This is a genomic window from Pseudomonas sp. NGC7 (assembly GCF_047159675.1).
GTDB lineage: Bacteria > Pseudomonadota > Gammaproteobacteria > Pseudomonadales > Pseudomonadaceae > Aquipseudomonas > Aquipseudomonas kermanshahensis.
Window position 1 is genome coordinate 5,180,838 of sequence record NZ_BAAFZY010000001.1, and the last position, 24,980, is coordinate 5,205,817.

General features: G+C 59.6%; 25 protein-coding genes. 16 read left to right on the forward strand and 9 right to left on the reverse strand.

Annotated elements, in window-relative coordinates; all coding sequences use genetic code 11:
- Positions 1-206: 206 nt before the first annotated feature.
- A complete protein-coding gene (gene htpX, locus ACMCNM_RS23065; RefSeq protein WP_016715101.1) occupies positions 207-1,094 on the forward strand; it encodes a protease HtpX in 888 nt (295 codons plus the stop codon).
- Positions 1,095-1,154: 60 nt separating this feature from the next.
- On the opposite strand, the gene ACMCNM_RS23070 is transcribed toward htpX, so the two are convergent.
- The gene (locus ACMCNM_RS23070; protein WP_412765494.1) at positions 1,155-1,805 is read right to left on the reverse strand and encodes a thiopurine S-methyltransferase; all 651 of its coding nucleotides are present in this window, start codon (positions 1,803-1,805) and stop codon (positions 1,155-1,157) included.
- Between the two features lie 111 nt (positions 1,806-1,916).
- Between ACMCNM_RS23070 and ACMCNM_RS23075 the strand changes: the two genes are divergently transcribed.
- Positions 1,917-2,684: a DODA-type extradiol aromatic ring-opening family dioxygenase gene (locus tag ACMCNM_RS23075; RefSeq protein WP_186679542.1), complete on the forward strand. Its 768-nt coding sequence runs from the start codon at positions 1,917-1,919 to the stop codon at positions 2,682-2,684.
- A gap of 182 nt (positions 2,685-2,866) precedes the next feature.
- Here ACMCNM_RS23075 and ACMCNM_RS23080 read toward each other — a convergent pair whose 3' ends face one another.
- Positions 2,867-4,549 (reverse strand): DEAD/DEAH box helicase, encoded by a 1,683-nt coding sequence (locus tag ACMCNM_RS23080; RefSeq protein ID WP_027596046.1) that lies wholly within the window; start codon positions 4,547-4,549, stop codon positions 2,867-2,869.
- A gap of 353 nt (positions 4,550-4,902) precedes the next feature.
- Positions 4,903-5,658 (reverse strand): spermidine synthase, encoded by a 756-nt coding sequence (locus ACMCNM_RS23085; RefSeq protein ID WP_099453281.1) that lies wholly within the window; start codon positions 5,656-5,658, stop codon positions 4,903-4,905.
- Positions 5,659-5,774: 116 nt separating this feature from the next.
- Between ACMCNM_RS23085 and ACMCNM_RS23090 the strand changes: the two genes are divergently transcribed.
- The gene (locus ACMCNM_RS23090) at positions 5,775-7,121 is read left to right on the forward strand and encodes a class II 3-deoxy-7-phosphoheptulonate synthase (protein WP_027596044.1); all 1,347 of its coding nucleotides are present in this window, start codon (positions 5,775-5,777) and stop codon (positions 7,119-7,121) included.
- A gap of 24 nt (positions 7,122-7,145) precedes the next feature.
- Here the strand turns inward: ACMCNM_RS23090 and ACMCNM_RS23095 are convergent, their stop codons facing one another.
- The gene (locus tag ACMCNM_RS23095; protein WP_027596043.1) at positions 7,146-7,364 is read right to left on the reverse strand and encodes a DUF1127 domain-containing protein; all 219 of its coding nucleotides are present in this window, start codon (positions 7,362-7,364) and stop codon (positions 7,146-7,148) included.
- A 96-nt stretch (positions 7,365-7,460) separates the two neighbouring features.
- On the opposite strand from ACMCNM_RS23095, the gene ACMCNM_RS23100 reads away from it, so the two are divergent.
- Positions 7,461-8,312: a LysR substrate-binding domain-containing protein gene (locus ACMCNM_RS23100; protein ID WP_027596042.1), complete on the forward strand. Its 852-nt coding sequence runs from the start codon at positions 7,461-7,463 to the stop codon at positions 8,310-8,312.
- Between the two features lie 142 nt (positions 8,313-8,454).
- Here ACMCNM_RS23100 and ACMCNM_RS23105 read toward each other — a convergent pair whose 3' ends face one another.
- Positions 8,455-9,204: a sulfite exporter TauE/SafE family protein gene (locus tag ACMCNM_RS23105; protein WP_186679533.1), complete on the reverse strand. Its 750-nt coding sequence runs from the start codon at positions 9,202-9,204 to the stop codon at positions 8,455-8,457.
- Positions 9,205-9,317: 113 nt separating this feature from the next.
- On the opposite strand from ACMCNM_RS23105, the gene ACMCNM_RS23110 reads away from it, so the two are divergent.
- The 3 genes from ACMCNM_RS23110 (at position 9,318) to ACMCNM_RS23120 (ending at position 11,353) form a co-directional block, all read left to right on the forward strand.
- Positions 9,318-10,274, forward strand: coding sequence for a LysR family transcriptional regulator (locus ACMCNM_RS23110; protein ID WP_186679531.1), 957 nt, complete (start codon positions 9,318-9,320; stop codon positions 10,272-10,274).
- 54 nt (positions 10,275-10,328) lie between these two features.
- Positions 10,329-10,784 carry a MarR family winged helix-turn-helix transcriptional regulator gene (locus tag ACMCNM_RS23115; RefSeq protein ID WP_027596039.1) on the forward strand — a complete coding sequence of 152 codons (456 nt, stop codon included), beginning with the start codon at positions 10,329-10,331 and terminating at the stop codon, positions 10,782-10,784.
- A 140-nt stretch (positions 10,785-10,924) separates the two neighbouring features.
- Positions 10,925-11,353 carry an organic hydroperoxide resistance protein gene (locus tag ACMCNM_RS23120; protein WP_027596038.1) on the forward strand — a complete coding sequence of 143 codons (429 nt, stop codon included), beginning with the start codon at positions 10,925-10,927 and terminating at the stop codon, positions 11,351-11,353.
- 58 nt (positions 11,354-11,411) lie between these two features.
- Here ACMCNM_RS23120 and efp read toward each other — a convergent pair whose 3' ends face one another.
- Together efp and earP are read right to left on the reverse strand one after the other, a co-directional pair.
- Positions 11,412-11,981 (reverse strand): elongation factor P, encoded by a 570-nt coding sequence (gene efp / locus ACMCNM_RS23125; RefSeq protein WP_099428595.1) that lies wholly within the window; start codon positions 11,979-11,981, stop codon positions 11,412-11,414.
- A 48-nt stretch (positions 11,982-12,029) separates the two neighbouring features.
- Complete coding sequence (gene earP / locus ACMCNM_RS23130) at positions 12,030-13,163, reverse strand: elongation factor P maturation arginine rhamnosyltransferase EarP (RefSeq protein WP_412765495.1); 1,134 nt, start codon at positions 13,161-13,163, stop codon at positions 12,030-12,032.
- A 131-nt stretch (positions 13,164-13,294) separates the two neighbouring features.
- Between earP and ACMCNM_RS23135 the strand changes: the two genes are divergently transcribed.
- Together ACMCNM_RS23135 and ACMCNM_RS23140 are read left to right on the forward strand one after the other, a co-directional pair.
- Entirely contained in the window at positions 13,295-13,681 is a 387-nt protein-coding gene (locus ACMCNM_RS23135; RefSeq protein ID WP_186703671.1) for a hypothetical protein, read from the forward strand.
- Between the two features lie 2 nt (positions 13,682-13,683).
- The gene (locus ACMCNM_RS23140; protein ID WP_238216129.1) at positions 13,684-14,154 is read left to right on the forward strand and encodes a GreA/GreB family elongation factor; all 471 of its coding nucleotides are present in this window, start codon (positions 13,684-13,686) and stop codon (positions 14,152-14,154) included.
- Between the two features lie 98 nt (positions 14,155-14,252).
- On the opposite strand, the gene ACMCNM_RS23145 is transcribed toward ACMCNM_RS23140, so the two are convergent.
- The gene (locus ACMCNM_RS23145; protein ID WP_412765496.1) at positions 14,253-15,191 is read right to left on the reverse strand and encodes a LysR substrate-binding domain-containing protein; all 939 of its coding nucleotides are present in this window, start codon (positions 15,189-15,191) and stop codon (positions 14,253-14,255) included.
- Positions 15,192-15,309: 118 nt separating this feature from the next.
- Between ACMCNM_RS23145 and ACMCNM_RS23150 the strand changes: the two genes are divergently transcribed.
- The 7 genes from ACMCNM_RS23150 to ACMCNM_RS23180 all read left to right on the forward strand — a co-directional run bounded on the left by ACMCNM_RS23150 (position 15,310) and on the right by ACMCNM_RS23180 (position 23,216).
- Positions 15,310-16,059 (forward strand): 3-oxoacyl-ACP reductase family protein, encoded by a 750-nt coding sequence (locus ACMCNM_RS23150; protein ID WP_099453275.1) that lies wholly within the window; start codon positions 15,310-15,312, stop codon positions 16,057-16,059.
- A 156-nt stretch (positions 16,060-16,215) separates the two neighbouring features.
- Positions 16,216-17,427 carry an MFS transporter gene (locus tag ACMCNM_RS23155; RefSeq protein WP_412765497.1) on the forward strand — a complete coding sequence of 404 codons (1,212 nt, stop codon included), beginning with the start codon at positions 16,216-16,218 and terminating at the stop codon, positions 17,425-17,427.
- A 63-nt stretch (positions 17,428-17,490) separates the two neighbouring features.
- Positions 17,491-17,871, forward strand: coding sequence for a hypothetical protein (locus tag ACMCNM_RS23160; RefSeq protein ID WP_186679507.1), 381 nt, complete (start codon positions 17,491-17,493; stop codon positions 17,869-17,871).
- Positions 17,872-18,053: 182 nt separating this feature from the next.
- Positions 18,054-20,186, forward strand: a complete 2,133-nt coding sequence (locus tag ACMCNM_RS23165; RefSeq protein ID WP_412765498.1) for a TonB-dependent siderophore receptor — start codon at positions 18,054-18,056, stop codon at positions 20,184-20,186.
- A gap of 322 nt (positions 20,187-20,508) precedes the next feature.
- Positions 20,509-21,795, forward strand: coding sequence for a tyrosine-type recombinase/integrase (locus ACMCNM_RS23170; RefSeq protein WP_412765499.1), 1,287 nt, complete (start codon positions 20,509-20,511; stop codon positions 21,793-21,795).
- A gap of 512 nt (positions 21,796-22,307) precedes the next feature.
- Positions 22,308-22,931, forward strand: a complete 624-nt coding sequence (locus tag ACMCNM_RS23175) for a hypothetical protein (RefSeq protein WP_412765500.1) — start codon at positions 22,308-22,310, stop codon at positions 22,929-22,931.
- A gap of 57 nt (positions 22,932-22,988) precedes the next feature.
- Positions 22,989-23,216 (forward strand): helix-turn-helix domain-containing protein, encoded by a 228-nt coding sequence (locus tag ACMCNM_RS23180; RefSeq protein ID WP_412765501.1) that lies wholly within the window; start codon positions 22,989-22,991, stop codon positions 23,214-23,216.
- A 3-nt stretch (positions 23,217-23,219) separates the two neighbouring features.
- Here the strand turns inward: ACMCNM_RS23180 and drt4 are convergent, their stop codons facing one another.
- Positions 23,220-24,809, reverse strand: coding sequence for an antiviral reverse transcriptase Drt4 (drt4, locus tag ACMCNM_RS23185; RefSeq protein WP_412765502.1), 1,590 nt, complete (start codon positions 24,807-24,809; stop codon positions 23,220-23,222).
- Between the last annotated feature and the right edge of the window lie 171 nt (positions 24,810-24,980).

The window sequence follows — 24,980 nt, forward strand, 5'->3', positions numbered from 1 at the left end:
CTGAAAACGACACAACACTCAAGGCAAGCACCCCTGCAACAATCTTCTTACATCCTGCAACGCTCTACCTCACAGCCCCCACCGCATCCTCTGCCATACTCCGCCGTACACAGTTTGAAATAGTCGCCCGATTGAATCGGCACGGCTTGCACCTTATATACCCCGCAGTAAGCAACACACTCATCCGTCAGGAGAACGTAACAACCATGATGCGCATTCTGTTGTTTGTAGCCACCAACCTCGCGGTGGTGCTGGTTGCAAGCATTACCCTGAGCCTGTTCGGTTTCAACGGGTTCATGGCCGCCAACGGGGTCGACCTCAACCTCAGCAGCCTGCTGGTGTTCTGCGCCGTGTTCGGCTTTGCCGGCTCCCTTGTCTCGCTGTTCATCTCCAAGTGGATGGCGAAGATGAGCACCGGCACCCAGATCATCTCCCAGCCGCGCACCCGCCACGAACAGTGGCTGTTGCAAACGGTCGAGGAGCTGTCGCGCGAGGCCGGCATCAAGATGCCCGAAGTGGGTATCTTCCCGGCCTACGAGGCCAACGCCTTCGCCACCGGCTGGAACCGCAACGATGCCCTGGTAGCGGTGTCCCAAGGGCTGCTGGAGCGTTTCTCGCCCGATGAAGTGCGTGCGGTGCTGGCCCACGAGATCGGCCACGTGGCCAACGGTGACATGGTCACCCTGGCGCTGGTGCAGGGCGTGGTGAACACCTTCGTGATGTTCTTTGCCCGCATCATCGGCAACTTCGTCGACAAGGTCATCTTCAAGAACGAAGAAGGCCAGGGTATTGCTTACTACGTCGCGACCATCGTTGCCGAGCTGATCCTGGGCATCCTGGCCAGCATGATCGTCATGTGGTTCTCGCGCCGCCGCGAGTACCGTGCCGACGAAGCCGGCGCACAACTGGCCGGCACGGCCGCGATGATCGGCGCCCTGCAGCGCCTGCGTGTGGAGCAAGGCCTGCCAGTCCATATGCCGGACACCATGAAGGCCTTCGGCATCAATGGCGGCCTCAAGCACGGCCTGGCCGGGCTGCTGATGAGCCACCCGCCGCTGGAAGACCGTATCGAGGCGCTGCGCCGTCGCGGTTGATTCACCCAGCAAAAACAAAAAAGGGCGACTTCGGTCGCCCTTTTTTGTGGGTGGTCCCCTTCAGAGGCCTATGCGATACACCCGCTCGAGCAGGCTGGTAGCACCGGCCTGGGCAAACTTCGGGCTCTGCTCAATGATTTCCAGCACCTCCAGCGGCTCCACCTGCCGACCGGCAAAGCCGTGCCGCACCTCATCATCGGCGACCGAAAACGGCGGGCCAGCCAACAGCGCCTGGTCATAATCCAGCGTCACCAACAGCCCTTGGCACCCCGCTGGCAGCACGTCAGCCAACAGCCGCATGTAGCGCAGGCGCATCTCGGGCGGTAAAGCAATCAACGCCGCACGGTCATAGAACCCCGCGCAATCGGCCACATCCTCGGCCCGCAAGGCAAAGAAGTCCCCGCACCACAGCTCCACCTCGGCGCTTCTCCAAACCTCGAACGCGCCCTTCTGCGAGACTTCAGCCTCAAGCCCGTGCTCTTGGAAAAAGCCCTCCACTGCCCGCCGCGACAGCTCCACCCCCAGCACCCGATGCCCCTGCCCTGCCAGCCAGGCCAGGTCCAGGCTCTTGCCACACAACGGCACCAGCACACGGCTGCCAGCCGGCAGCGCCAGCACTGGCCAGTGCGCTTGCAGGTAGGGGTTGACCTGCGCTTGATGGAAGCCGATCTGGTTGTCGGCCCATCGTTTGTGCCAGAACGCTGGCTCCATGGTTGCTCCTGTACTTATCAAGCGCTTCGATACATAGCGCAGAAAACTTGGTTTGGATTTCGATCGGTAACTGATCGAAGATGACTGCATCTTAACCCTCAGGACATCACCATGCTGCCCAGCCTGTTCATTTCCCATGGTTCCCCCATGCTTGCCCTGCAGCCGGGCGCCAGCGGGCCGGCCCTGGCCGGGTTGGCCAACGCCCTGCCGCAACCCAAGGCGATCGTAGTGGTGTCGGCGCACTGGGAAAGCCGTGAGCTGCTGGTGACCGGCAGCCAGCAGCCCGAGACCTGGCACGACTTCCACGGCTTCCCCCAGGCGCTGTATGCCGTGCAGTACCCGGCACCGGGTGCCCCTGCGCTGGCCGAGCAGGTGTGCGCATTGCTGGGCGCTGCCGGCTTGCCGGCGCGCACCGATGCGCACCGGCCGTTCGACCATGGCGCCTGGGTGCCGTTATCGCTGATGTACCCGGGCGCCAACATCCCGGTGCTCCAGGTGTCGCTACCCAGTCAGCTAGGGCCTGCCTTGCAGCTCAAGGTTGGCCAGGCACTGGCAGGGTTGCGCGCGCAGGGGGTACTGCTGGTGGGCTCGGGAAGCATTACCCATAACCTAGGCGAACTGGACTGGCACGCCGGGCCGGATGTGATAGAGCCTTGGGCGCTGGCGTTTCGGGATTGGGTGGTGGCGCGGCTGCAGGAGGATGACCGGGATGCGCTGGTGGGTTACCGGCAAGCGGCACCGTTTGCGGTGCGTAACCATCCCAGTGATGAGCATTTGCTACCGCTGTTTTTTGCCCTCGGGGCTGGGGGCACGTTCGGCATCGTCCACCAGGGGTTCACCTTGGGGGCACTGGGGATGGATATCTACAGGTTCGACTGAAACACCGACCCCCTGTAGGAGCAGCCTTGTGCTGCGAAGAGGCCGGTGCAAGCACAGTGAATGCTCGCTGCTTGCACTGGCCTCTTCGCAGCGCAAGGCTGCTCCTACAAGGGGCCTTGTGCGCTTCATGCAGGCAAAAAAAATCCCCGGCTCAGGCCGGGGATTTTTTTATTACGCCAGGATCAATCTTCGCGGTAGCGACGCAGCTTCAGCTGCTTGCCAGCCACGCGGGTGTCCTTGAGCTTGGACAGCAGACGCTCCAGGCCATCTTCCGGCAGCTCAACCAGGCTGAAGCTGTCGCGTACCTGGATACGGCCGATAGCGTCACGGGCCAGGCCGCCTTCGTTGAGGATCGCACCCAACAGGTTCTTGGCAGCGATGCCGTCACGGGCACCCAGGGCAGTACGGCAACGCACGCGGCCTTCAGCCAGCGGCATTGGCGCACGACGCTCACGGTCACCACGGTCACTGCGCTCGCCACGCTCGGCACGCTCACCGGTACGCTCACGCGGTGCACCAACGCCCGGTACCAGCGGCTGCTCGCGCTCTACGGCAGCCAGGTCCAGCGCCTGACCATTGGTGGCTTTGCGCAGCAAGGCCGAAGCCAGGGCACGCGGGCTGCAACCCAGGTCGGTGGTCAGACGGTCGAGCAGGTCGCCATGGCTGGCTTCCGATTCGGCCACCAGCGGCGCCAGGCTCGAGGTCAGTTTCTTGATGCGAGCATCCAGAACGGCCTGGGCATTGGGCAGGCGTGCTTCGGCAACTTTCTGCCCGGTAACACGCTCGATCACTTGCAGCATGCGGCGCTCACGCGGGGTGACCAGCAGCAGTGCACGGCCTTCGCGACCGGCACGGCCGGTACGGCCGATACGGTGAACGTAGGACTCTGGGTCGTACGGCATGTCGACGTTGAACACGTGCGTGATGCGCGGTACGTCCAGACCACGGGCAGCGACGTCGGTGGCGACGACGATGTCCAGGCGGCCATCCTTGAGCGAGTCGATGACGCGCTCACGCTGGTTCTGGGCGATGTCGCCGTTCAGCGCAGCAGCCTTGTAGCCCTTGGCTTCCAGCGCGGCGGCCAGGTCCAGGGTGGCTTGCTTGGTACGCACGAAGGCGATCAGCGCGTCGAACTCTTCAACTTCCAGCAGACGCAGAACAGCCGGGATCTTCTGGTCGGCATGGACCATCAGGTGAGCCTGGTCGATCGCGGTAACGGTCTGGGTCTTGCTCTGGATCTTGACGTGCTTGGGTTCACGCAGGTGACGTTCGGCGATCGAGCGGATCGACGACGGCAGGGTTGCGGAGAACAGGACGGTCTGACGGCTAGCTGGGATTGCGTCGAAGATCACTTCGAGGTCATCCATGAAGCCCAGCTTGAGCATCTCGTCGGCTTCGTCCAGTACCAGGTACTGTACGGTCGACAGGACTTTTTCGTCACGACGCAGGTGGTCGCACAGACGGCCTGGGGTAGCGACGACGATTTGCGCGCCGTTACGGATGGCACGCAGCTGTGGGCCCATCGGGGCACCACCGTAAACAGCGACCACGTTAACGCCCGGCATCTGCTTGGCGTAGGTTTCGAAAGCGGTAGCAACTTGCAGCGCCAACTCACGGGTTGGCGCCAGGATCAGGGCTTGCGGTTCGCGCTTGCTCACGTCGATCTTGTTGAGGATCGGCAGGGCGAAGGCAGCGGTCTTGCCGGTGCCAGTCTGCGCCTGGCCGATCATGTCGTGACCGGCGAGGATGATCGGGATCGACTGATGCTGAATGGCGGACGGCTCTTCATAGCCGGTAGCCAGTACAGCAGCAACAATATTCGGATTGAGATCGAGAGCGGCGAATCCGCCGGTTTCCTGGGTCATGGGTCTGCCTCTAGGTGCATCCGCAAAGACCCATGCTCCAAAGCTGCACATGCCTTGAAAGACCAGAAGGTCACCCAGGCAGCTTTGGCGGCGGGGATTTGCGAAAACGATTGAAAAAGAAAAACTTGGGAAGGTCCGCCTAGCGGACGTGCAGCCGAAGCTGGACTCGGAGGATTTGCACCACCTGATTTTGAGGTCCGCTAAAAGACCGGCGCGTACTATACCCGAATTAATGGGTTACGTGAGGAAAATTTTCAGTAGACCGGAGCCACCAGGTAGCCACTAGCGACCACGGGCTGAATCGTTAATTCACACCCCCTTGTAGGCGCAGCCTACAAGGGGATGTCAGCAGCTCAGGTAGCAGGCCGAATTTCTTTTATCAGCCCGTCAAGGCTATACCCCAACTGCGGCGCCAGCGCCTCGGCACGCGCCCGCAGCCCTTGCATGTCCAGCGTTTGCTCAAGGTCCGCCGGCACCAAGAGGATCACGTTACCCTCCTTCACCGGCAACTCCCAATAATGCCGGTGGTACAAGCCGCGCAGCAGCGCCGCGCCCAGCGGCCTGCCGTCATCGCTGGCCCACTGGTTGATCACCAGCCACCCCCCAGGGTTGAGCTGCTTCTGGCAGTTGTCCAGAAACCCCCACGCCAAATGCCCGACACCCGGGCCAAAGTCGGTGTACAGGTCGACGAAGACCAGGTCGGCCTTTTCTGCGCTGGGCAGCAGCTCGATGGCATCGCCCACCCGCACATACAGGCGCGGGTCATCGTCCAGGCCCAGGTATTCCATGGCCAGGCGCGGCACGTCGGGGCGCAGCTCGATGGCTTCGATATCGTCCAGCGGCAGAAATTTCATGCAGGCCTGGGTCAGCGTGCCGGCGCCCAGCCCCAGAAACAGCGCACTCTCGGGCTGCGCGTGGCACAAGGCGCCGACCAGCATGGCGCGGGTGTAGTCATATTCCAGCCAGCTGGGGTCGGCGGTGAACACGCAGCTCTGCTCGATCGCGTCGCCGAATTCGAGAAAACGGTAGTCGTCCACCTCGTACACGCTGATGACGCCAAAGGCATCTTCGACCCGTGCCAGTAGCCGCTCTTCCCGTTCCGCCGTCATGTCCGCCACTCGCCCGTGCAAAAACGCGCATTGTCCGCCAACACCCCCGATGCAACAAGCGCGGCGGCAACTGTTACCATGACCCAAAGCCTACAACCCACAAGATCGAGCCCGAAATGAACGCACCGTGGAGCCCTGACAGCTGGCGTGCCCTGCCTATCCAGCAGCAACCGACCTACCCCGACGCCGCGCACCTGCTCAAGGTCGAACAGACCTTGGCCAGCTACCCGCCGCTGGTGTTCGCGGGCGAGGCCCGCGAGCTGCGCCGGCAGTTCGCCGAGGTCACCGAAGGCCGCGCGTTCCTGTTGCAGGGCGGCGACTGCGCCGAGAGCTTTGCCGAGTTTTCCGCCGCGAAGATCCGCGACACGTTCAAGGTGCTGCTGCAGATGGCCATCGTCATGACCTTTGCTGCCGGCTGCCCGGTGGTCAAGGTCGGGCGCATGGCCGGGCAATTTGCCAAGCCGCGCTCCGCGGGCGACGAGACCATCGGCAACGTCACCCTGCCCGCCTACCGTGGCGATATCGTCAACGGCATCGGCTTTGATGAAAAAAGCCGTATCCCCGACCCGGACCGCCTGCTGCAGGCCTACCACCAGGCCACCGCCAGCCTCAACCTGTTGCGCGCCTTTGCCCAGGGTGGCTTTGCCGACCTGCACCAGGTGCACAAGTGGAACCTGGACTTCATCGCCAACTCGGCGTTGGCCGACAAGTACCATCAACTGGCCAACCGTATCGACGAGACCCTGGCCTTCATGCGCGCCTGCGGGCTGGACAGCGCGCCGCAACTGCGCGAGACCAGCTTCTTCACCGCCCACGAAGCGCTGCTGCTCAACTATGAAGAAGCTTTCGTGCGCCAGGACAGCCTGACCGGCGACTACTACGATTGCTCGGCGCACATGCTGTGGATCGGCGACCGCACGCGCCAGCTCGACGGCGCCCATGTCGAGTTCCTGCGCGGGGTGCACAACCCGATCGGGGTAAAGGTCGGCCCCAGCATGAATCCCGAAGAACTGATCCGCCTGATCGACACCCTCAACCCGAGCAACGACCCCGGCCGGCTCAACCTGATCGTGCGCATGGGCGCCAACAAGGTCGGCGACCACCTGCCAGGGTTGATCCGCACTGTCGAGCGCGAGGGGCGCAAGGTGCTGTGGAGCTCCGACCCCATGCACGGCAACACCATCAAGGCCAGCAGCGGCTACAAGACCCGTGACTTTGCGCAGATCCTCGATGAGGTGAAGCAGTTCTTCCAGGTGCACCAGGCCGAAGGCAGCCATGCGGGCGGGATTCACATCGAGATGACCGGGCAGAACGTCACCGAATGCATCGGCGGCGCCCGCCCGATCACCGAAGACGGCCTGTCGGACCGTTACCACACCCATTGCGACCCCCGCATGAATGCCGATCAGTCGCTTGAACTGGCGTTTCTGATTGCCGAAACCCTCAAGCAGGTGCGTCGCTAAACCGCCGCACCTACAAAAAACGGCCTATTTGCGCAGCGGATCATCCCAGAAGTGCCGCTCGGCCTCTTGCTGGATATCCGCCCGGCTCAAGCCCAGGTCGTGCAATGTCGCATCGCTGAGGCTGGCCAGCTCCTGGCGCTGACGGTACAGCTCCCACCAACGCGCCGGGCGCTGCAGGGCTGCGTGCCACAGGTGGTTCAGGGAAAAGGCAGGTTGCTGGATGCTGCTGACATGACCTTTCATCGTGAAGCCCTCCGTGTTGATGGCTCCAGTCTCGCGCCGGGCTTAAGATCAATCCAACGAATGTTTCTGATGCCATGCATCTCGGAGATTGATGCAATGTCCCAGTATCAAAGCCTTGATGCCGACGTGTTGCGCACCTTCGTCGCCATTGCCGAGCAAGGCGGTTTCACCCGCGCCGGCGAGGTGGTCAACCGCACCCAGTCGGCGGTCAGCATGCAAATGAAACGCCTGGAGGAAGACATCCTGCAGCGCCAGCTGTTCGAGCGCGAGGGCCGCCAGGTACGCCTCACCGCTGAAGGGCAGGTACTGCTTGGCTATGCCCGGCGCATCCTCAAGCTGCACGGCGAAGTGTTCAATACCTTGCGCATGCCGCACATGGTCGGGGTGGTACGCATCGGCACACCCGACGATTACGCCATGCGCTTTCTACCGACCATCCTGTCGAGTTTTGCCCAGGCTTACCCGCTGGTGCAGGTGGAGGTGCATTGCGATTCGTCAAAGCAATTGATGCTGCGTCAGGACCTGGACCTGACCATCGTCACCCGCGAACCGGGCAACGAAGTCGGCCAGCTGTTGCGCCAGGAACGGCTGGTGTGGGCAGCAGCCGAAGGGTTTTGCCCGCAGGAGCAACGGCCCATGCCGGTGGCGCTGTTCAACACCGACTGTTTTTGCCGCGCCTGGACCTGCAATGCGCTAGAAGCGCAAGGCATCGACTACCGCATTGCCTACACCAGCCCAAGCCTGGCGGCGATCTTTGCCATCGTCACTGCCGGGTTGGCGGTAACCGCGCAGTTACAGAGCCTGATCGGCGGCAACATACGGATTTTGGGGGAGAGCGACGGGCTGCCGCAGTTGCCGGTGGCCAATGTGATGCTGGTGCGCAGCACGCAGCACCCGTCCCCGATCACCGATTGCATGGCCGATTACATCGTCGAAGGGTTCAAATAGATCAGTGGCAGCCATAGCTTTGTGTAGGAGCAGCCTTGTGCTGCGAAGAGGCCGGTGATTTCAGCGACATTTTGCGCTGCTTGGACGGGCCTCTTCGCAGCGCAAGGCTGCTCCTACAGGGAGATGGCTGCAGCATGTACGCTCAAAGCTCAAACCCCAACATCACCGCACACACCACCAGAAACGCACAAAACATCGCCCGCAACACCTTCTCTGGCAGGGCATGCGCCAACCTCACCCCCCAGCTGATGCTGAGCAGCCCACCCACCGCCAAGGGGATCCCTACCCCCCAATCAACACTCTGGTGCACGCCATAGGTCAACAGGGTCACCGTCGTACTGGGCGCCGCCAACGCCAGCGACAACCCCTGCGCCACCACCTGCGTGGTCCCGAACACACTGGTCAGAATAGGCGTGGCGACTACCGCGCCCCCTACCCCGAACAACCCACCCATGGTCCCGGCAAAACTGCCCAGCACGCCCAGCCACGGCCAGGCGTAACGCAGTTCAGGGCTGGGCGGCGCGACCTTGAGGAACATCCGCGCCACGTTCCACACCGCCAGCGCCACCAGAAAGCCGACAAAGCCCAGCCGCATGGACTGGGCATCGATGCCCACCGCCCAAATCGACCCCAGCCAGGCGAACAGGAAACTGCACAGTGCCAACGGCAGCGCATGGCGCAGCTCGATGCGGTTGCGCTGGTGGTAGCGCCACAGCGCCAGCAACACATTCGGCACGACCATCACCAACGCAGTGCCCTGCGCCAGCTGTTGGTCCAAGCCGAACAACACCCCCAGCGCCGGGATTGCAATCAACCCCCCACCAATCCCGAACAAACCACCCATGGTGCCCAGGGCAGCGCCCAACGCGATATACAACAACCACTCGATCATCAGGGCCTCTGCGCCTCTCGCTTGCAATGGTGAGCATGCTACCGAGTCGGGGCTGGTGGGGAAACGCACAGCAGCGCACAATGGCTGTGCGTTTTATGCAAAGCCGAGCCACCATGAACCCCGATATCCTCACCGACCAACTCAGCCTGTTTCTCGACGTGCTGGAAACCGGCAGCTTCTCTGCCGCCGCGCGGCGCCACCCGTTGACACCCTCGGCCGTTGCCCGGCGCATCGACAACCTCGAAAGCGCCGTGGGCAGCCGGCTGTTCACCCGCAGCACCCACGCGGTGCGTGCCACCCCGGCCGGCAACGCTTTTGCCGAACGCGCACGACGCATCATCGAGGAGCTGCGCCTGGCCCGCGCCGAAGCTGTCTCGTTGAGCAGCGCCCCGGAAGGCCTCATCCGCATCGACGCCCCCGCCGCGTTTGGCCGTCGCCACCTCGCCCCGGCCATCGCCGACTTCCTCGTGGCCTACCCCGGACTGGACGTGCACCTACGCCTGATCGACAGCTTCGTCGACATGCAGGGCAGCCACCTTGGCGAAGTCGACCTGGTATTGCGTGCAGGCCCCCTGGCCGACACGCGCTTGGTCGCCACACCGCTGGCCTACATGGTGCGCATCGCCTGCGCCAGCCCGGCCTACCTGGCCAGCCGAGGCGTACCGGCGTGCCCCAGCGAGTTGCCTGCGCACGACGGCCTCGACTGGGACGGCCTGGCGCCACCGTTTGCCTGGCGCTTCAGCGTGGCCGGCCAGGCCCGCCTGTACCGGCCATCGCGCATGCGCATGGCCGCCAACAACGCCGAAACCCTGCTGTTCGGCGCCCTCGCGGGTTTGGGCATTGCCCATCTGCCCACCTGGCTGATCAGCGACTACCTGCTGCGCGGCGAACTGGTCCCGCTGTTTTGCGAAGGTGGCCTGCCAGCCGCCGAGTCCAGTGGCATTTATGCGTTACGCCTGGCACATGAAACGAACTCTCGCAGCCGTTTGCTGCTCGAATTTCTCAAGAGCCGTTTCAGCCCCATTCCACCCTGGGACCTGGCCCTGCGCAGTGAACTGCGCTGGCAATGAACGCACTAATGATCAGCGTGCTAGATTTCCCCATTGATTATTCCAAGGACCTGCATGAACGCCGACACCCAAGCCTCCTGTGACGAGCTGCTGCTGGACAACCAGGTCTGCTTCGCCCTGCATTCGACCTCGTTGCTGATGACCAAGGTCTACAAGCCGCTGCTGCAAGCGCTGGGCCTGACCTACCCGCAGTACCTGGCCATGCTGGTGCTGTGGGAGCGGGATGGCTTGACCGTGGGCGAGATCAGCCAACACCTGCTCACCGACCCTGGCTCGTTGACCCCGCTGCTCAAGCGCCTGGAAAGCGAAGGCCTGCTCAAGCGCACCCGCAGCCGGGAGGACGAACGGGTGGTACTGGTGCAGCTGACCGACAAGGGCCGTGATTTGCAACAACAGGCCAAACAGGTGCCCCCGTGCATCCTCAAGGCCAGCGGGCGCAGTCTGGAACGCCTGAAACAGCTGCAAGCCGACCTGCTCGAACTGCGCGACAACCTGCAGAAAAACCTCTGAGCGCTATGCTGTGTGATGGCCGTTCGGATGAACGGTGATGATTTATCTTGCGCGCAAACTAATTGCGCGCTAATTTAAATCCCACACCTACCCAGCGCCGCCGCCACCCGGTTGCGCACAGCACATTAGCGAGGCTCAACATGCAAAAGGTCACTCCGCTGTACATCGCAGAAGCCACCTCCACTGGCGGGCGCGACGGTAAATCCCGCTCCAGCGACGGCAAGCTGGAAGTCAAGCTGAGCACCCCCAAAGAACTGGGCGGCGCGGGCGGTGACGGCACCAACCCTGAACAGATGTTCGCGGCCGGCTACTCGGCCTGCTTCATCGGCGCACTGAAATTTGTCGCCGGGCAAGAGAAAAAAGCCCTGCCGGCCGATGCCTCGATCACTGCAAACGTGGGCATTGGCCAGATCCCGGGTGGTTTCGGCCTGGACATCGACCTGCACATCAACCTGCCGGGCCTGGCCCAGGCCGATGCCGAAGGTTTGGTGGAGAAGGCGCACAAGGTCTGCCCTTACTCCAACGCCACCCGCGGCAATGTGGATGTAAGGCTGCACGTGACGGTCTGAATGCAGGCATAAAAAAACCCGGCCGAGGCCGGGTTTTTTGTGCGCATCACAAGAAGAATTACTTCTTGGAACGGCCTTTGAAGCTGTTGTCGCGAGTGTCGATGTCGATCCACTCGTCGATCTGGATGAAGTCGGCAACCGAGATCTCGGTACCGTTTGCCAGCTTGGCAGGCTTCATCACTTTGCCGGAGGTGTCACCACGCGCAGCGTTCTCGGTGTAGACAACTTTACGGCTGATGGTGGTCGGCAGTTCAACCGATACCAGGCGGCCTTCGAAGAAGACGGCTTCGCAGATGTCTTCCATGCCTTCTTCGATGTACGGCAGAACGGCGTCGATGTCTTCGGCGTTCAGTTCGTACATGGTGTAGTCGGTGGTGTCCATGAAGGTGTACGAGTCACCGCTGATGAACGACAGGGTCGCTTCTTTGCGATCCAGGATCACGTCGTCCAGCTTGTCGTCCGCACCGTAGACGGTTTCGGTCTTGTAGCCGGTCAGCAGGTTCTTCAGCTTGGTTTTCATGATCGCGCTGTTACGGCCCGATTTGGTGAACTCAGCTTTTTGAACCAGCCACGGGTCGTTGTCGATCCGCAGTACGGTACCGGGTTTCAGTTCTTTACCAGTTTTCATTACGAAGTATCCGAATCTGGATGGATTTATAAAAATCGAGGCCGCATATCATAGCCAATTTCGGTAAAACTGTACCAGCGTCATGGCAAGGTCCGGCCGAGTGGCCTGCCGGGCCGCCCAATCTCGGGCATGCTGCTGCAGTTCTGGCCAGTGCCGCTGGGCCGCTTGCCACGCCTGGCCGACGTCGTGGTCCATGTTCCAGGCACGCCACAACGCAACCAGTGCGTCAGCGGCATCGTCTGACAGGCCTTGTCGATAATGCGCAAGGAACGCTTCGAGTTTTTCCCAGTGGGCGTTCTCGTCCTGCACGTAGATGTGCCACAGCATCGGCCGCCCGGCCCACTGCGCACGCACGAACGAGTCTTCGCCGCGCACGGCATTGAAGTCGCAGGCCCACAGCAGGCGATCATAATCGTCCTGGCTGACGAACGGCAAAATTTGCACCGTCAGCGACCCGCGTAGGCGCACATCGCCCACCGCCAGCCCCGGCTCGCCCAGCCAATGGGCGACGTCAGCCAGGATGCGCCCTTGCGGTACCAGCAGGTGGGTCGGCTGGGTATCTGCTGCCAACGCATCCAGCCAGTTGCCCAGCTGGGTGTTCTCATAGGCGAACAGCGAGATCAGCCGCGCTTGCGCCTCGGGGTGTACACCCAGGCGCTGCAAGAATGCCTGCCGGGCTTCGGCAGACTGCGCGAAGGCTTCGCGCCGCGCCAGTAAATCGCCCTCACGCAACAGGCCACCGGTTTTTTCGGTAAAGCCTGGGAAGAAGAATACTTTGCGCAAGCCGTTGGGCTGGGGCGACGGCAAACCGTGGCAGCCCTCAACCCAGTCCTCTGCACTGAGGTAGTCGAGGTTCAGCCACAGCGGCGGCTTGGGCCGCGCACGCATGGCCTCGACATAGTGCACCGGCAGCTGGCAGGCGAACGCGCCGATCACCACCTCGGCAGGCTCCACCGGCAGCCACTCGGCAGGCCACTGGCGCACATCGACACCGTGCTGCCATTGTTGCAGCGCCGCGGCATCAGCACCGGGGCACATCGGCACGAAGGCGTTCAGGTCGTCCACCCACAGGCGCACCGCCAGATCGTGCTCGTCCACCAGTTGCCGCGCCAGGCGCCAGGTGACGCCGATGTCGCCATAATTGTCGACGACGGTGCAAAAGATGTCCCAGGTGGCCTTCATGTGCCCTCCCCCTCATGGTGCCCAAAACCGCGAATTCTGCGGATTAATTGCCGTGGACAAAAGCACCCACGGGTAAAATTCGCCGACAGCGTGCGACAATGCACCTCGAACTGCCCTGCCAGGAGGCTGCCATGCCCCGCCACCGCGAACTGAAAATCACCCTCAAGCCGTTGCAACTGATCCTCTGCGTGGCCTTTGGCCTGTGGCTGGGCGCCGTGGCCATCGCCATGAGCCTGTGGTTGGCGTTGCAGCTGTGGCCAGAGCAGGTGCAGCCGGTCGCCCAGGCCATGGCCCCTGCCCGCAGCCAACCCGCCGCGCCGCCACCGGCAGATGCCCAGGGCGAGATGTTCGAGCGCTACAAGGACATCCTGCACCAGCAGCAACTGCAACAGGCCGCCGAGGCCGCCCAAGGCAACCCTCGCAACCTCAACAGCCCCAAGTGCCAGTTCTGGCTGCAACAGAACCGCACCGCGCCCACCGAAAAAAGCCAGGCCCATGTGCTGGAGTTCTGTTACTGAAGATGGACAAGCCCCTGCTACTCACGCGCATCGTCGCGACCCTCGAACATGACGTAGACGTGCTGAGCCGCGCCGCGCAGACCGCGTACGAAGCCGCCACCGCGGAAGAGAACATCGCCGAAAACAAGTATGACACCTTGGGCCTTGAAGCTTCGTACCTGGCCACCGGCCAGGCGCGGCGTACTGCCGAGATTCGCCAGGCGTTGCAGATTTACCAGCAACTGCTGTTGCGTGACTACGACCCTGCGCGTGGCGTGCAGGTGAGCAACCTGGTGACCCTTGAGGACGAGGATGGCCAGCAACGTAGGCTGTTCCTCGGGCCTGAGGCGGCCGGGTTGAAAGTGGGTGAAGGGGATGAACTGGTGACCGTGATCACACCGCGCTCGCCGCTGGGGCAGCAGCTGGTGGGCAAGCGGGTAGATGACGAGGTGAGCTTGGGGGCGCAGGTATTTTTCATTGTTGATGTTGCCTGACCCGGCCTCTTCGCGGGGCAAGCCCGCTCCCACAGGTATTGCGCCATCCCTGTGGGAGCGGGTTTACCCGCGAAGAGGCCGGATCAGGCAGCATCAATCTAAAGGCCCTGCAGCGCATCGAACTGCCCCGCCAACCCCTGCTGCGCGAACTGCTCCACGACAAAATCGATAAACGCCCGCGTCTTCCCGGGCAACAATTTGTGCTGGGCGTAATACACGCTGATATGACCATCGTCCACATACCAATCCGGCAACACCCGCCGCAGCCGCCCGGCCTGCAGGTAAGGCACGGCAAACGGCAGACTGACCAAGGCAACCCCCAACCCCTGCTGCGCCACCGCGCAGGCCGCATCCGAATCGCTCATGGTCATTGCTTGGCGCAGCACCAACGGCTGCTGCTCCTGCCAGCGACTGGTCAGCGGCCAGGAGCGCACCCGGCCGGTCTGCGGTGAGCGAATCAGAATGCCGGCGTGGCGCTGCAGCGCCTGCGGGCCCTCGATCGGCGCCTGTTGGTCCAGGTAGGCAGGCGCAGCCACCAGCACCCGGTGTGCCGGGGTCAGCTTGCGCGCCACCACCCCCGGCGGCAAATCAAAACCGCCACCGATGGCAGCATCGAAGCCTTGGCCGATCAGGTCGACCTGGCGATTGTCAAAATGCCAATCCGGGGTAATCGCCGGGTAAAGGCGCAAGAATTCTCCCAACAGGGGTAACACGTACAACCGCCCAAACACCGTGCCCATGCTGACCCGAAGCAACCCGGCTGGTTGGCCTTCGGCACTGGCCAGGTTAGCCACGGCGTACTGGATGGTACGAAAGCTGTCACTCACTTCACCCAGAAAACGCTGGCCTGCTTCGGTCAAGGTCAGCTTGCGGGTACTACGCTGGAACAGTCGCACGCCCAACCGGGCTTCCAGCTGAGCCACATGCTTGCCCACTGCGGCGGGGGTCAGGCTCAGGCGGCGAGCGGCCTCGGCGAAGCTGCCGACCTCGGCGCTGCGGATAAAGCATTCGAGGGCGTTGAACGACTCCACGGCCATGATTAACAACCAAGGGTTTACTCTGCTAATAGTGATTGCCATCTTATCAGCAGGTAATTAGCCACCGATACTGCGCCCATCCAAGGCATTCGGCCTTGCTTCCCAGCAGGAGATCAGCATGTCCAAACAACTTCCACTCGACGGTAAGGTAGCCCTGGTCCAGGGCGGCTCCCGCGGCATTGGTGCGGCCATCGTGCGCCGCCTGGCCCGCGACGGTGCTCGGGTTGCCTTCACCTACGTCAGCTCCGCCGGCCCGGCAGAACAGCTGGCCCAGGAAATCATCGGCAACGGCGGCCAAGCCCTCGCCCTGCGCGCCGACAGCGCCGACGCCGCAGCCGTGCAATTGGCGGTGGATGACACCGCGAAGGCCTTTGGTGGGCTGGACATTCTGGTGAACAACGCCGGTGTGCTGACGGTGGCGCCGATCGCCGAGTTCGACTTGGGTGACTTCGACCGCATGCTGGCGGTGAATGTGCGCAGCGTGTTCGTCGCCAGCCAAGCGGCCGTGCGCTACATGGGCCAGGGCGGGCGCATCATCAACATCGGCAGCACCAACGCCGAGCGCATGCCCTTTGCCGGTGGCGCCCCCTACGCCATGAGCAAATCGGCGCTGGTTGGCCTGACCCGCGGCATGGCACGCGACCTCGGCCCCCAGGGCATCACCGTCAACAACGTGCAGCCCGGCCCGGTAGACACCGACATGAACCCGGCCAGCGGTGAGTTTGCCGACAGCCTGATACCGCTGATGGCCATCGGGCGCTATGGGCAGGCGGATGAGATTGCCAGTTTCGTGGCCTACCTGGCGGGGCCGGAGGCGGGGTACATCACGGGGGCCAGTTTGACGGCGGATGGTGGGTTTGCGGCTTGAGGTGGGCGCAGTTCTAGGTGTCTGCCTTGGTTTTTTTTGCGCCTATGAGATCGAGCGCCGCCCGCGCGGCGCTCGATCTCCCAGGCGCTAAACATCCCCCGCCATACCCTCAACGCCCTAGAATACAGCCCCCTGCCAATGCCCCCCGAGATCCCCATGAACGCCCCGACCCTCAGTCGCGCCCTGATCCTGCTGATGGCCACCGCCACCGGCCTGGCCGTGGCCAGCAACTACTACGCGCAACCGTTGCTGCACAGCATCGCCCAGCAGTTCGGCCTGAGCACCGCCGGCGCCGGCAGCATCGTCATCGCCGCCCAGCTCAGCTATGGCGCTGGCCTGTTGCTGCTGGCGCCCCTGGGCGACCTATTCGAGCAACGCCGCCTGATCACGGTGATGACCGCCATTTCGACCCTCGGCCTGGTCATCAGCGCCTGCGCACCGAGCCTGCCGTGGTTGCTGCTCGGCACCGCGCTGACCGGCCTGTTCTCGGTGGTGGCGCAAATCCTGGTGCCGATGGCCGCGAGCCTGAGTGAGCCGCACCAGCGCGGGCGCGCAGTGGGCACACTGATGAGCGGCCTGTTGCTGGGCATTCTGCTGGCGCGTACGGCGGCCGGTTTCATGGCGGAGTTGGGTGGCTGGCGCAGCATCTATGTGCTGGCCGCGGTACTGATGGCCATCACCGCCCTGGCCCTGTATCGCAGCTTGCCGCAGCACCACAGCCATGCCGGTTTGAAGTACCCGGCCTTGATCGGCTCGGTGTTCCGCCTGTTCATCGAAGAGCCCGTGCTGCGCTTGCGCTCGCTGCTGGGCTTGCTGGCGTTCAGCCTGTTCGCGCTGTTCTGGACACCGCTGGCCTTCCTGCTGGCGCAAGCGCCCTACCACTACTCGGACGCGGTGATCGGCCTGTTCGGTTTGGCAGGCGCGGCGGGGGCGCTGTCGGCCAACTGGGCTGGGCGCCTGGCCGACCGCGGCAAAGGGGCGTTAGGCACCACGGTCGGGCTGATCGTACTGCTGCTGTCGTGGGTGCCGCTTGGCTTTGCCGAGTACTCGCTGCTGGCGTTGCTGCTGGGGGTATTGATGCTCGACCTGGCCGTACAGCTGGTACACGTGAGCAACCAAAACGCGGTGATCGCGCTGCGGCCAGAGGCGCGCACACGGCTGAATGCAGGCTATATCACTTGCTACTTCATCGGCGGTGCGCTGGGGTCGCTGCTGGGGACGCAGTTGTTCCAGCGTCAGGGCTGGATGGGCATTGTCGTGGCCGGCTTGGTGATCGGTACGCTGGCACTGTTGGCCTGGGCGCTGGCCGAGCGCAAGCGCATCAGCCGCGACATTGCAACGCACTACCCTCCGTCGCCTGAGCGTTGACTGCCTGCCTCGGGAGGGCTCAAGTAAGCGCTGGACAATGCCCCCTCCCTGAAGGACGACTTTATGACAAGACTCACGGTTCGATCCGGCGATTTCTTGCAAGGTGAAGGCGAGTATCGCAACGGATCGCTCACACTCAAGACCCCGCGCAGCCCCTCGCCTGGCGAGCGGATCTCACTCGCACGCATCAGTGACCTCAAGCTGTCCAGTTTGGAGTCCAGCCGCAGCCTGGGTACCGCCCTTGGCTGGGGTGTAGCTGGGGCCTTGGTGGCCGGGCCGGTGGGGCTGCTGGCCGGGCTCTGGCTCGGTGGCAAGGAAGAAGAAGCCACCTTCCTCGCCACCTTCAAGGACGGGCGCAAACTGCTGGCCGTCACCGATGGCAAGACCTGGTCGAAGATCGACGACAACTGGCGCCAGCACAAGCGCCCGGCCAGCAACGACTGAATATCGCGCGGGCGTGATCGTCCAATGTTGAAGGCGGCTGTTAAGATGCCGCCTTTTTCATGGCCTGTACCGGCCTCTTCGCGGGGCAAGCCCGCTCCCACAAGGGTTGCGCAAAGTCCTGTAGGAGCGGGCTTGCCCCGCGAAGAGGCCGGCACAGGTGTCGCGTATCCAGGAGCCTCCGCATGCCCCCGCTTCGCCCCCGCCTGCCCCTGAGCTTGCTCAGCCTGGGCCTGGCCCTGCATTGCCCTCATTTGCTAGCCGAAGACAGCATCGTGCTGGACCCGCTGCGGGTCTCCGACAGCTATGGCAACGACGGCTACCAGGTGCGCGAAGCCTCGGTGGGTGGTTTCCAGGCCGTGCCGCTGCTCGACACCCCGGCCTCGGTCAGCGTGTTCAGCCAGCAACTGCTGGAGGACCGCCAGGTGCGCAAGCTCAGCGAAGTGCTGCAAAGCGACGCCTCTGTGGGGGAAAGCTATGCGCCCATCGGCTATTACGAAAACTTCAACGTGCGCGGCTTCGAGCTGAATGCCGCCAGCAGCTACCGGATCAATGGCCAGACCATTGCCGGCGAGCAGAACGTGGCCCTGGAAAACAAACAGCAAGTGGAATTGCTCAAGGGCTTGTCGGGGCTGCAAAGCGGCGTTTCGGAACCGGGCGGCCTGATCAACTACGTGACCAAGCGCGCCGAAGACGTGCGCAGCGTGACGGTATCGACCAACGAACAAGGCGAACGTTACCTGGCCACCGACCTGGGCGGCTGGTTCGGCAGCGAGCGGCAGTTCGGCCTGCGCGCCAACCTGGCCCATGAAGACATCCGCAGCTATGTCGACCATGCCGACGGCAAGCGCGACTTCGCCTCGCTGGCCTTCGACTGGCAGATCAACCCGGATGCCACGCTGCAGCTGGACGCCGAGTACCAGCACCGCGAACAACGCTCGGTGCCCGGTTACCAGTTGCTCGGCGGCACCGAGGTGCCACACGGTATCGACCCGCATGATCGCCTGGCCTACCAGCAGTGGGCCAAGCCGGTGCAGAACGATTCGCTGAACCTGGGCGGGCGTTTCGAGTATCGCTTCAACGAGGCCTGGACCGGCACGTTGAGTGCGTCGCGCAGCAAGGTGGTGATCGACGATTACAGTGCGTTTGCCTGGGGCTCGAGCGAGGGGGCGTTTTTCGGCAGCAATGGCGACTACGACATCTATGACTACCGCAGCCCGGATGACACCCGCCGCACCGATGAAGCACAGGCCACGCTCAACGGCCGCTTCGATGCCTTGGGCGTAGGGCACGACCTGACAATCGGCAGCAGCGCGCAACGCCGCACGGTGGATCAACGCCCCTATTACAACGAGTGGCTGGGTACCGGCAGTATCTACACCGGTGCGCCAGCACTCGCCCCGTCTGACAAGCCGATCGGCGCCAGCGAGCGTCGCCTCGACAGCCGCCAGTACGGCCTGTTCGTGAGTGATCGCATCAGCTTCAACGAGCAGTGGCAAACCGTGATCGGCGCTCGCGAAGTGCGCCTGGACGAGCAGACCTGGGACGAGACCGGTGTTGCCGGGCGCCACACTCGCCAGTACCAGTTGCTACCCAATGCTGCGCTCATCTACAAGCCACGCCCAGACACCACGCTGTACGCCAGCTATGCCAAAGGCCTGTCGGCTGGCGGTACCGCACCGTGGTTTGCCAGCAACGCGGCTGAAATCCTCGCCCCCACCCTGTCACGCCAGCTGGAGTTGGGCATCAAGCGCGACTGGCAAGGCATCAGCTTCAGTGCCGCACTGTTCCAGATCCGCCAGGCGTATCAATACGCACGCCCCGATGGCCAAGGCACCTTCACCTATGTCCAGCAAGGCCAACAGAAAAACACCGGCCTAGAGCTGGGCACCAGTGGCTGGGTAACCTCGAACCTGCAAGTGCAGGCGAGTGCCGCAGCCATTCGCGCGCGGGTAAAAAACAGCGGGACCGAGGACTACGAAGGGCATCAGGCAATCAATGTGCCCAAACTGCGTGCGGCGTTGCAGGCCGAATACAGCCTGCCGGTACCAGGCCTGGCGCTGCTGGGCGGTGCGCGCTACAGCGCCAGCAAATATGCCAGCCAGGCGGGTAATGTCGAGGTGGGCGGTTATACCGTGTTCGACGTCGGCAGCCGCTACCGCACCCGCATTGGGGGGTATGACACGGTGCTGCGGTTGACCGTGGATAACGTGTTCGACAAGCGCTACTGGCGCGATGTGGGGGATTACCTGGGGGACAACTACCTGTTCCAGGGTGCGCCGCGTACGGCACGGTTGTCAGCGTCTGTGAGTTTCTGAAACCCTGCGCACTGCCTTTGTGTAGGCGCGGCCTTGCGTCGCGAAAGGGCTGCGAAGCAGCCCCAGCAATATGTGCGGCGACGCTGAAACTTGGGGCTGCTTTGCAGGCCGCTCCTACAGGGACCGCCATCACCTGACAGGTGAGCAGCCCAAAAACAAAAAGCCCCCGAGCTTTTCAGCGCGGGGGCTTTTTGTAGAATGTGGCGGTGAAGAAGGGATTCACCGCCATAAATGATACAAACCCTTCAAAACCGGCACCATTTGAGCAAAGCCTCATTTTGGGTAGAATCAGTGGATAGAAACCACCGAGCGCCACCCAACCATGGCAGATCATCTCATTCTGAAAGGCGGCACTTGGCACGTCCGCCTGGACATCCCTCTGGACGTACGAACACACCCCGACTTTTTCTTCAAAAAAGTTCTTACGAAAAGCTTGAGAACGGGGAACCGCAACGTCGCTAAAACCGCTAGTTTGTCCATCCTCGCAGACTGGAAACGAAAGATTCAAGCGGCCAGAGACGGTCAAGATTCCCCAATATGGAAGGTAGAGGCTGAAGAACTTCGTCAAAAGGTTTTTGCTGCAATTGCTAAAGCACCTTCCGACGACCTGAGTGAACCGCATGAAATTCGAGACGTCGGGATAATCCAGATTGCACTAAAACACGGACTTTCCGAGCCGCTTAGAAACCAATTAAAGGACATTGTAAAAGGTAACACAAACCATGTTACCGCAATAAACGAAAAGCTAATCACCGAATTCCAAAAGCATCAATCAGATTTCCACGTCATCGAGAAGACTGCTGCAACACAGGCATCCTTTGTGCGTCGCTACGCAAAGTTTATGGATGAAAACACACTACAGATCACCCATGAGTCCTTCGAAAGCTTTCTTCAAAGCCTAAAACTTTCTAAACAATCAAAACAAACAGCCATATTTGCATGTCGAGCATTTTGGAAATTTCTGACAATCAAAGATAGAAGACTAAAAGACAAGGATAACCCTTTCGCGGACCACAAAATCCCATCAATGCGAAAAGAGCAAACCAAGACATCATATACTGCATTCACAAAAGAAGAAGTCGAACAGATTTTTGCAGAATCCATGAAATCTGGCGATCAGATGCTTGCAAATACGATCATGATTGGAGCATACACCGGTTGCCGCATTGAAGAAATATGCCAGCTGCACAAATCCAGGGTCACAGAAACATCATTCACTGTCATTGATGCAAAAACAAGGGCAGGCAACAGAACAATTGCAATCCCATCAAAGCTCGAAAAACTGTTCTCAGAGCTTTGCAAAGCCACACCAGACGGCTTCCTAATAGCATCAAGCGGGAACAACAAGTACGGCAAACGATCAGACCCACTATCAAAAAGATTTGGGCGTCTGAAAAAGAAGATGGGGTTCGGGAATGAAAAGGTTTTCCACAGCATTCGAAAAACCACAGCAACTATGCTTGAACGCTCTGGAATCCCACCTCTGACCATCATGTCTATCCTTGGTCACGCTAGAGGAACCATCACATTCGATATATATGCCAAAGGACCAACGGTCGAGCAGATGAAGACGGCCTTGGACTGCATTGAATTCGACTTCAGTGAGTAGCTGAATGGGACCTGGTAGCCCTACACATCAAGGGCTGCCATATAGAAAAAGTCACCACCCACTTGCAACGACAGCTCACCCACACAAAATTTGTGTCGAATGTTTAGAAACGGCTGACTTCATGGTATGTTGACAACATCACGCCCCCACAACACCCCTGAATTTTATATAAATACCGCTCCTCGAACAACGCCACAATCTCCGCCCCTAACGATTGACTTGCAAACAACAGCACCCCATGTGAAAGCCAAGGAACATGCCCTTTAAGGCCTGATTTCAATGGGGGAACGTTATTTCTCTTGTAGTGAATCCACGGGAGAAGACTGCCAGCCAAGAACGACCAAAGAATCGAAAGACAGCAATATAATCCACCGGGAACAATTAACTTTAAGCTAAAGCAACACCACAGATCAATGAAGAACACATTCAACCAAGACCACTTTCTAAAAAAAGAAATAAAATGCAATAGCAAACTTACATGCAGAACCAACATACTGGAAAACCTGTATGTTATGATCTACCACTCGAGCCAAAATCTCAAAACACCATTAGGACTTCACATAAGAATAAGACTCACCAAAAAAATGACACTCCAATCATTTTCAGCAAGACTAACAACATTCTACAAAAGAAAATTCGGCTACATCCCGCTTCGAGTCTCAGTCAAAGAAGACGACCCCCGCGACGATGGAATTCATTACCATATATCTATAATAATTGACGGAAAGATCAACACAAAGAAAAGCATCCAACACTTTCTTGCAGAACTGAAATCAGCCGACTTTCTATCAGACTACAAAGTAATAACACCAAAGAACAATAACCACGGCCAACTTCTTGTATCGGAAAATGGCATGGACGAATACTTCAAATGGATGAGTTATCTTTCCAAAACAAGCACAAAGAATGAAGGACAACAATCGACCAGTTGCTGCAAAAAGGTTCAATCAGATGTCAGTACGTGGAAAAAAGGTGGAAAACGACCACTGACAATTCACGCCCAGCACCAAACCCCAGAAACGCCACCAGAAGCGATTTTAGAGCAATTCATAGCCACCCCTATACCCTGGCATGGGTCGCCACCCGCACTGCTCTCAAAATCCACCACAGGAGCTTACAGCGGCATAACATGGTAATACCACAGTCCACTTTGAAAACCAATACGTAACCACTTGTTTTAGTATGGTGACGTAATGGAGGCTAGCAGGGCGCGGCGGATCAAGGCTGGCCTGACCCAGGCAAAACGCTCGACCGCCCTTGGACGTCCCCAATCCTTCATGAGCGACATAGAACGAGGAATCCGCCGACTCGATATCGTACAGATGCTGGACCTGCGCGATGTGCTCGGCTGTGATTTCGTTGAACTGATGAAAGATTTCTATGCGAGCGTGAAATCAACCCATCCTGAAACACAGTCATAGTTTCTACGGGTGTTTCTGTACATATTCCTTGTATGACATAGTTTTTTCTTTGGGTGAAAATACCTGACTAGCATACAAGTACACGCAATAGTTCTCAGCCCGACTTTTTGAATCATCAATCGGCATAAAGTCTACGCATTCTTCGCGCATTATTTCAAAACAAGGGTCTTGGTACGGATTTGGAATATACCCTTTCAAGAATGCCTGATACAAAAACACCCACTGCTGGTCTTTATCATAATCTGACTTGGATGCTATGTCATTGGCCAGACTTTCAAGTTTTTCGTTCCAGCCTGTAATCGCCATCATCACACAAAGCGCTAAACAATCCCGAGAAGCCACAACTTCATTGAAGACATAATCATCCAACTTCATGTTGTATTTGTGCATAAAGTAAAGCGGCCAACACATGCCATCCGATCTTGAATTTCGGGCATTTTCAAAAACAATTAGATTAAATCTTTCTTCATACTCAGAATACTCGAACTCATGCAGCTCAAACAACAGACCAATAAATGGCAAAAGAAGCGGATAATGCCAACTCAAATTGACGAAATAATAAGCAATTATAGATGCCGATCCTTTTTCTATACGATATACAACCTGTCGAATCGCATATTTTAAAACACTTCCATCAGGTGCTTGCTCATTAAGAGAGATAGCATATTCAATGTATCTCATCACCACCTCGGATTGATACCTACCATCATCGTCAAATACCGGAAGCGCAGCATGCAACTTGGAAACCCAATCAGTCTGAATAGCCGAAGGCAAAGAATCAATTTTAGTCTTTCCAAGATTAAGACTAAGCTTGTACCTCTTCAATTCAGAGGCTAAAACTCGTAGAAACTTGTCAGCTTCAGCGGAGTCAGAGCAATAACACACATAATCATCTACATATCTGGAAAATTCAAAACCCTCAAGAGCATCATCAACCTTTGACAGAATCAACTCGACAATTACACTAGAGGTTGCAGGACCGATTGTGATTCCCTGAGTTTCACCTCTACGAGTTCTTGATTGGGCGCTATCCAATAATTTAGACCAATGCTTTGAGTTCGCCCCCGTCGCTAATCCCTCTTTTGATTCAGTAACGCCTACGCCCGCCCACTCTATCGCATGAGTGTAGATACTATTGAAGCAACCAGAAATATCCGTATCTACCAAGAATCGCTTTCCGAACGACTTCTTGCACTTATCAATTACTTTCTCCCGAAACCCTTCATAATTCATCACCATCAAACGATTGTCAGCATGAAAATACGGTTTTATTTTGCTACTTTCATTATCACAAACATGCCTGATGGACTCCCAATTATCAATGATTGTCCTCACCAAACGGCCATATGCCTTGGGATGGGGGATACCCAGAACACGAGGGACGTTATTGTATCTTGTGGCCGAATACTCAACGAGATCGAATCCAAACCTTCCCCGACCATCCGGACTACCAACATCAGCGATCAGATTTGCTATCTCCGGCGTAAATTTGCGCGTACTGAATATCGGCGGCAGCTCCCCTACACCTGATTTCTGATTGGGAAAGAAATTGTGCCGTGTCAGCGCTTCGAATACGAACCTTACCTCGTCCATGACGATCCCCTTCATGATCTCTTTGATTTAGGTGGTTAGTTGCATCATGCCACCCAGGCCGCATCGGTGATGCACATCAACTGATGGCGATTAGCTATAGCAAAAAACGTCCGATTTAGACACCTTGGAAAAGGTGCAACGTAGCTAGTTTCAAAATATAGCCATTGACAT

Excerpts from the sequence above, each read along its gene's own strand:
- ACMCNM_RS23085 (WP_099453281.1), bottom strand. The coding sequence starts at position 5,658 with ATGACGGCGGAACGGGAAGAGCGGCTACTGGCACGGGTCGAAGATGCC.
- ACMCNM_RS23135 (WP_186703671.1), top strand. The coding sequence starts at position 13,295 with ATGCCCCGCCACCGCGAACTGAAAATCACCCTCAAGCCGTTGCAACTG.
- ACMCNM_RS23155 (WP_412765497.1), top strand. The coding sequence starts at position 16,216 with ATGAACGCCCCGACCCTCAGTCGCGCCCTGATCCTGCTGATGGCCACC.
- ACMCNM_RS23090 (WP_027596044.1), top strand. The coding sequence starts at position 5,775 with ATGAACGCACCGTGGAGCCCTGACAGCTGGCGTGCCCTGCCTATCCAG.
- ACMCNM_RS23080 (WP_027596046.1), bottom strand. The coding sequence starts at position 4,549 with ATGACCCAGGAAACCGGCGGATTCGCCGCTCTCGATCTCAATCCGAAT.
- ACMCNM_RS23180 (WP_412765501.1), top strand. The coding sequence starts at position 22,989 with ATGGAGGCTAGCAGGGCGCGGCGGATCAAGGCTGGCCTGACCCAGGCA.
- ACMCNM_RS23160 (WP_186679507.1), top strand. The coding sequence starts at position 17,491 with ATGACAAGACTCACGGTTCGATCCGGCGATTTCTTGCAAGGTGAAGGC.
- ACMCNM_RS23175 (WP_412765500.1), top strand. The coding sequence starts at position 22,308 with ATGATCTACCACTCGAGCCAAAATCTCAAAACACCATTAGGACTTCAC.
- ACMCNM_RS23070 (WP_412765494.1), bottom strand. The coding sequence starts at position 1,805 with ATGGAGCCAGCGTTCTGGCACAAACGATGGGCCGACAACCAGATCGGC.
- ACMCNM_RS23075 (WP_186679542.1), top strand. The coding sequence starts at position 1,917 with ATGCTGCCCAGCCTGTTCATTTCCCATGGTTCCCCCATGCTTGCCCTG.
- drt4 (WP_412765502.1), bottom strand. The coding sequence starts at position 24,809 with ATGGACGAGGTAAGGTTCGTATTCGAAGCGCTGACACGGCACAATTTC.
- ACMCNM_RS23145 (WP_412765496.1), bottom strand. The coding sequence starts at position 15,191 with ATGGCCGTGGAGTCGTTCAACGCCCTCGAATGCTTTATCCGCAGCGCC.
- ACMCNM_RS23140 (WP_238216129.1), top strand. The coding sequence starts at position 13,684 with ATGGACAAGCCCCTGCTACTCACGCGCATCGTCGCGACCCTCGAACAT.
- earP (WP_412765495.1), bottom strand. The coding sequence starts at position 13,163 with ATGAAGGCCACCTGGGACATCTTTTGCACCGTCGTCGACAATTATGGC.
- ACMCNM_RS23115 (WP_027596039.1), top strand. The coding sequence starts at position 10,329 with ATGAACGCCGACACCCAAGCCTCCTGTGACGAGCTGCTGCTGGACAAC.
- ACMCNM_RS23165 (WP_412765498.1), top strand. The coding sequence starts at position 18,054 with ATGCCCCCGCTTCGCCCCCGCCTGCCCCTGAGCTTGCTCAGCCTGGGC.
- efp (WP_099428595.1), bottom strand. The coding sequence starts at position 11,981 with ATGAAAACTGGTAAAGAACTGAAACCCGGTACCGTACTGCGGATCGAC.
- ACMCNM_RS23170 (WP_412765499.1), top strand. The coding sequence starts at position 20,509 with ATGGCAGATCATCTCATTCTGAAAGGCGGCACTTGGCACGTCCGCCTG.
- ACMCNM_RS23105 (WP_186679533.1), bottom strand. The coding sequence starts at position 9,204 with ATGATCGAGTGGTTGTTGTATATCGCGTTGGGCGCTGCCCTGGGCACC.
- ACMCNM_RS23120 (WP_027596038.1), top strand. The coding sequence starts at position 10,925 with ATGCAAAAGGTCACTCCGCTGTACATCGCAGAAGCCACCTCCACTGGC.
- htpX (WP_016715101.1), top strand. The coding sequence starts at position 207 with ATGATGCGCATTCTGTTGTTTGTAGCCACCAACCTCGCGGTGGTGCTG.
- ACMCNM_RS23100 (WP_027596042.1), top strand. The coding sequence starts at position 7,461 with ATGTCCCAGTATCAAAGCCTTGATGCCGACGTGTTGCGCACCTTCGTC.
- ACMCNM_RS23110 (WP_186679531.1), top strand. The coding sequence starts at position 9,318 with ATGAACCCCGATATCCTCACCGACCAACTCAGCCTGTTTCTCGACGTG.
- ACMCNM_RS23150 (WP_099453275.1), top strand. The coding sequence starts at position 15,310 with ATGTCCAAACAACTTCCACTCGACGGTAAGGTAGCCCTGGTCCAGGGC.
- ACMCNM_RS23095 (WP_027596043.1), bottom strand. The coding sequence starts at position 7,364 with ATGAAAGGTCATGTCAGCAGCATCCAGCAACCTGCCTTTTCCCTGAAC.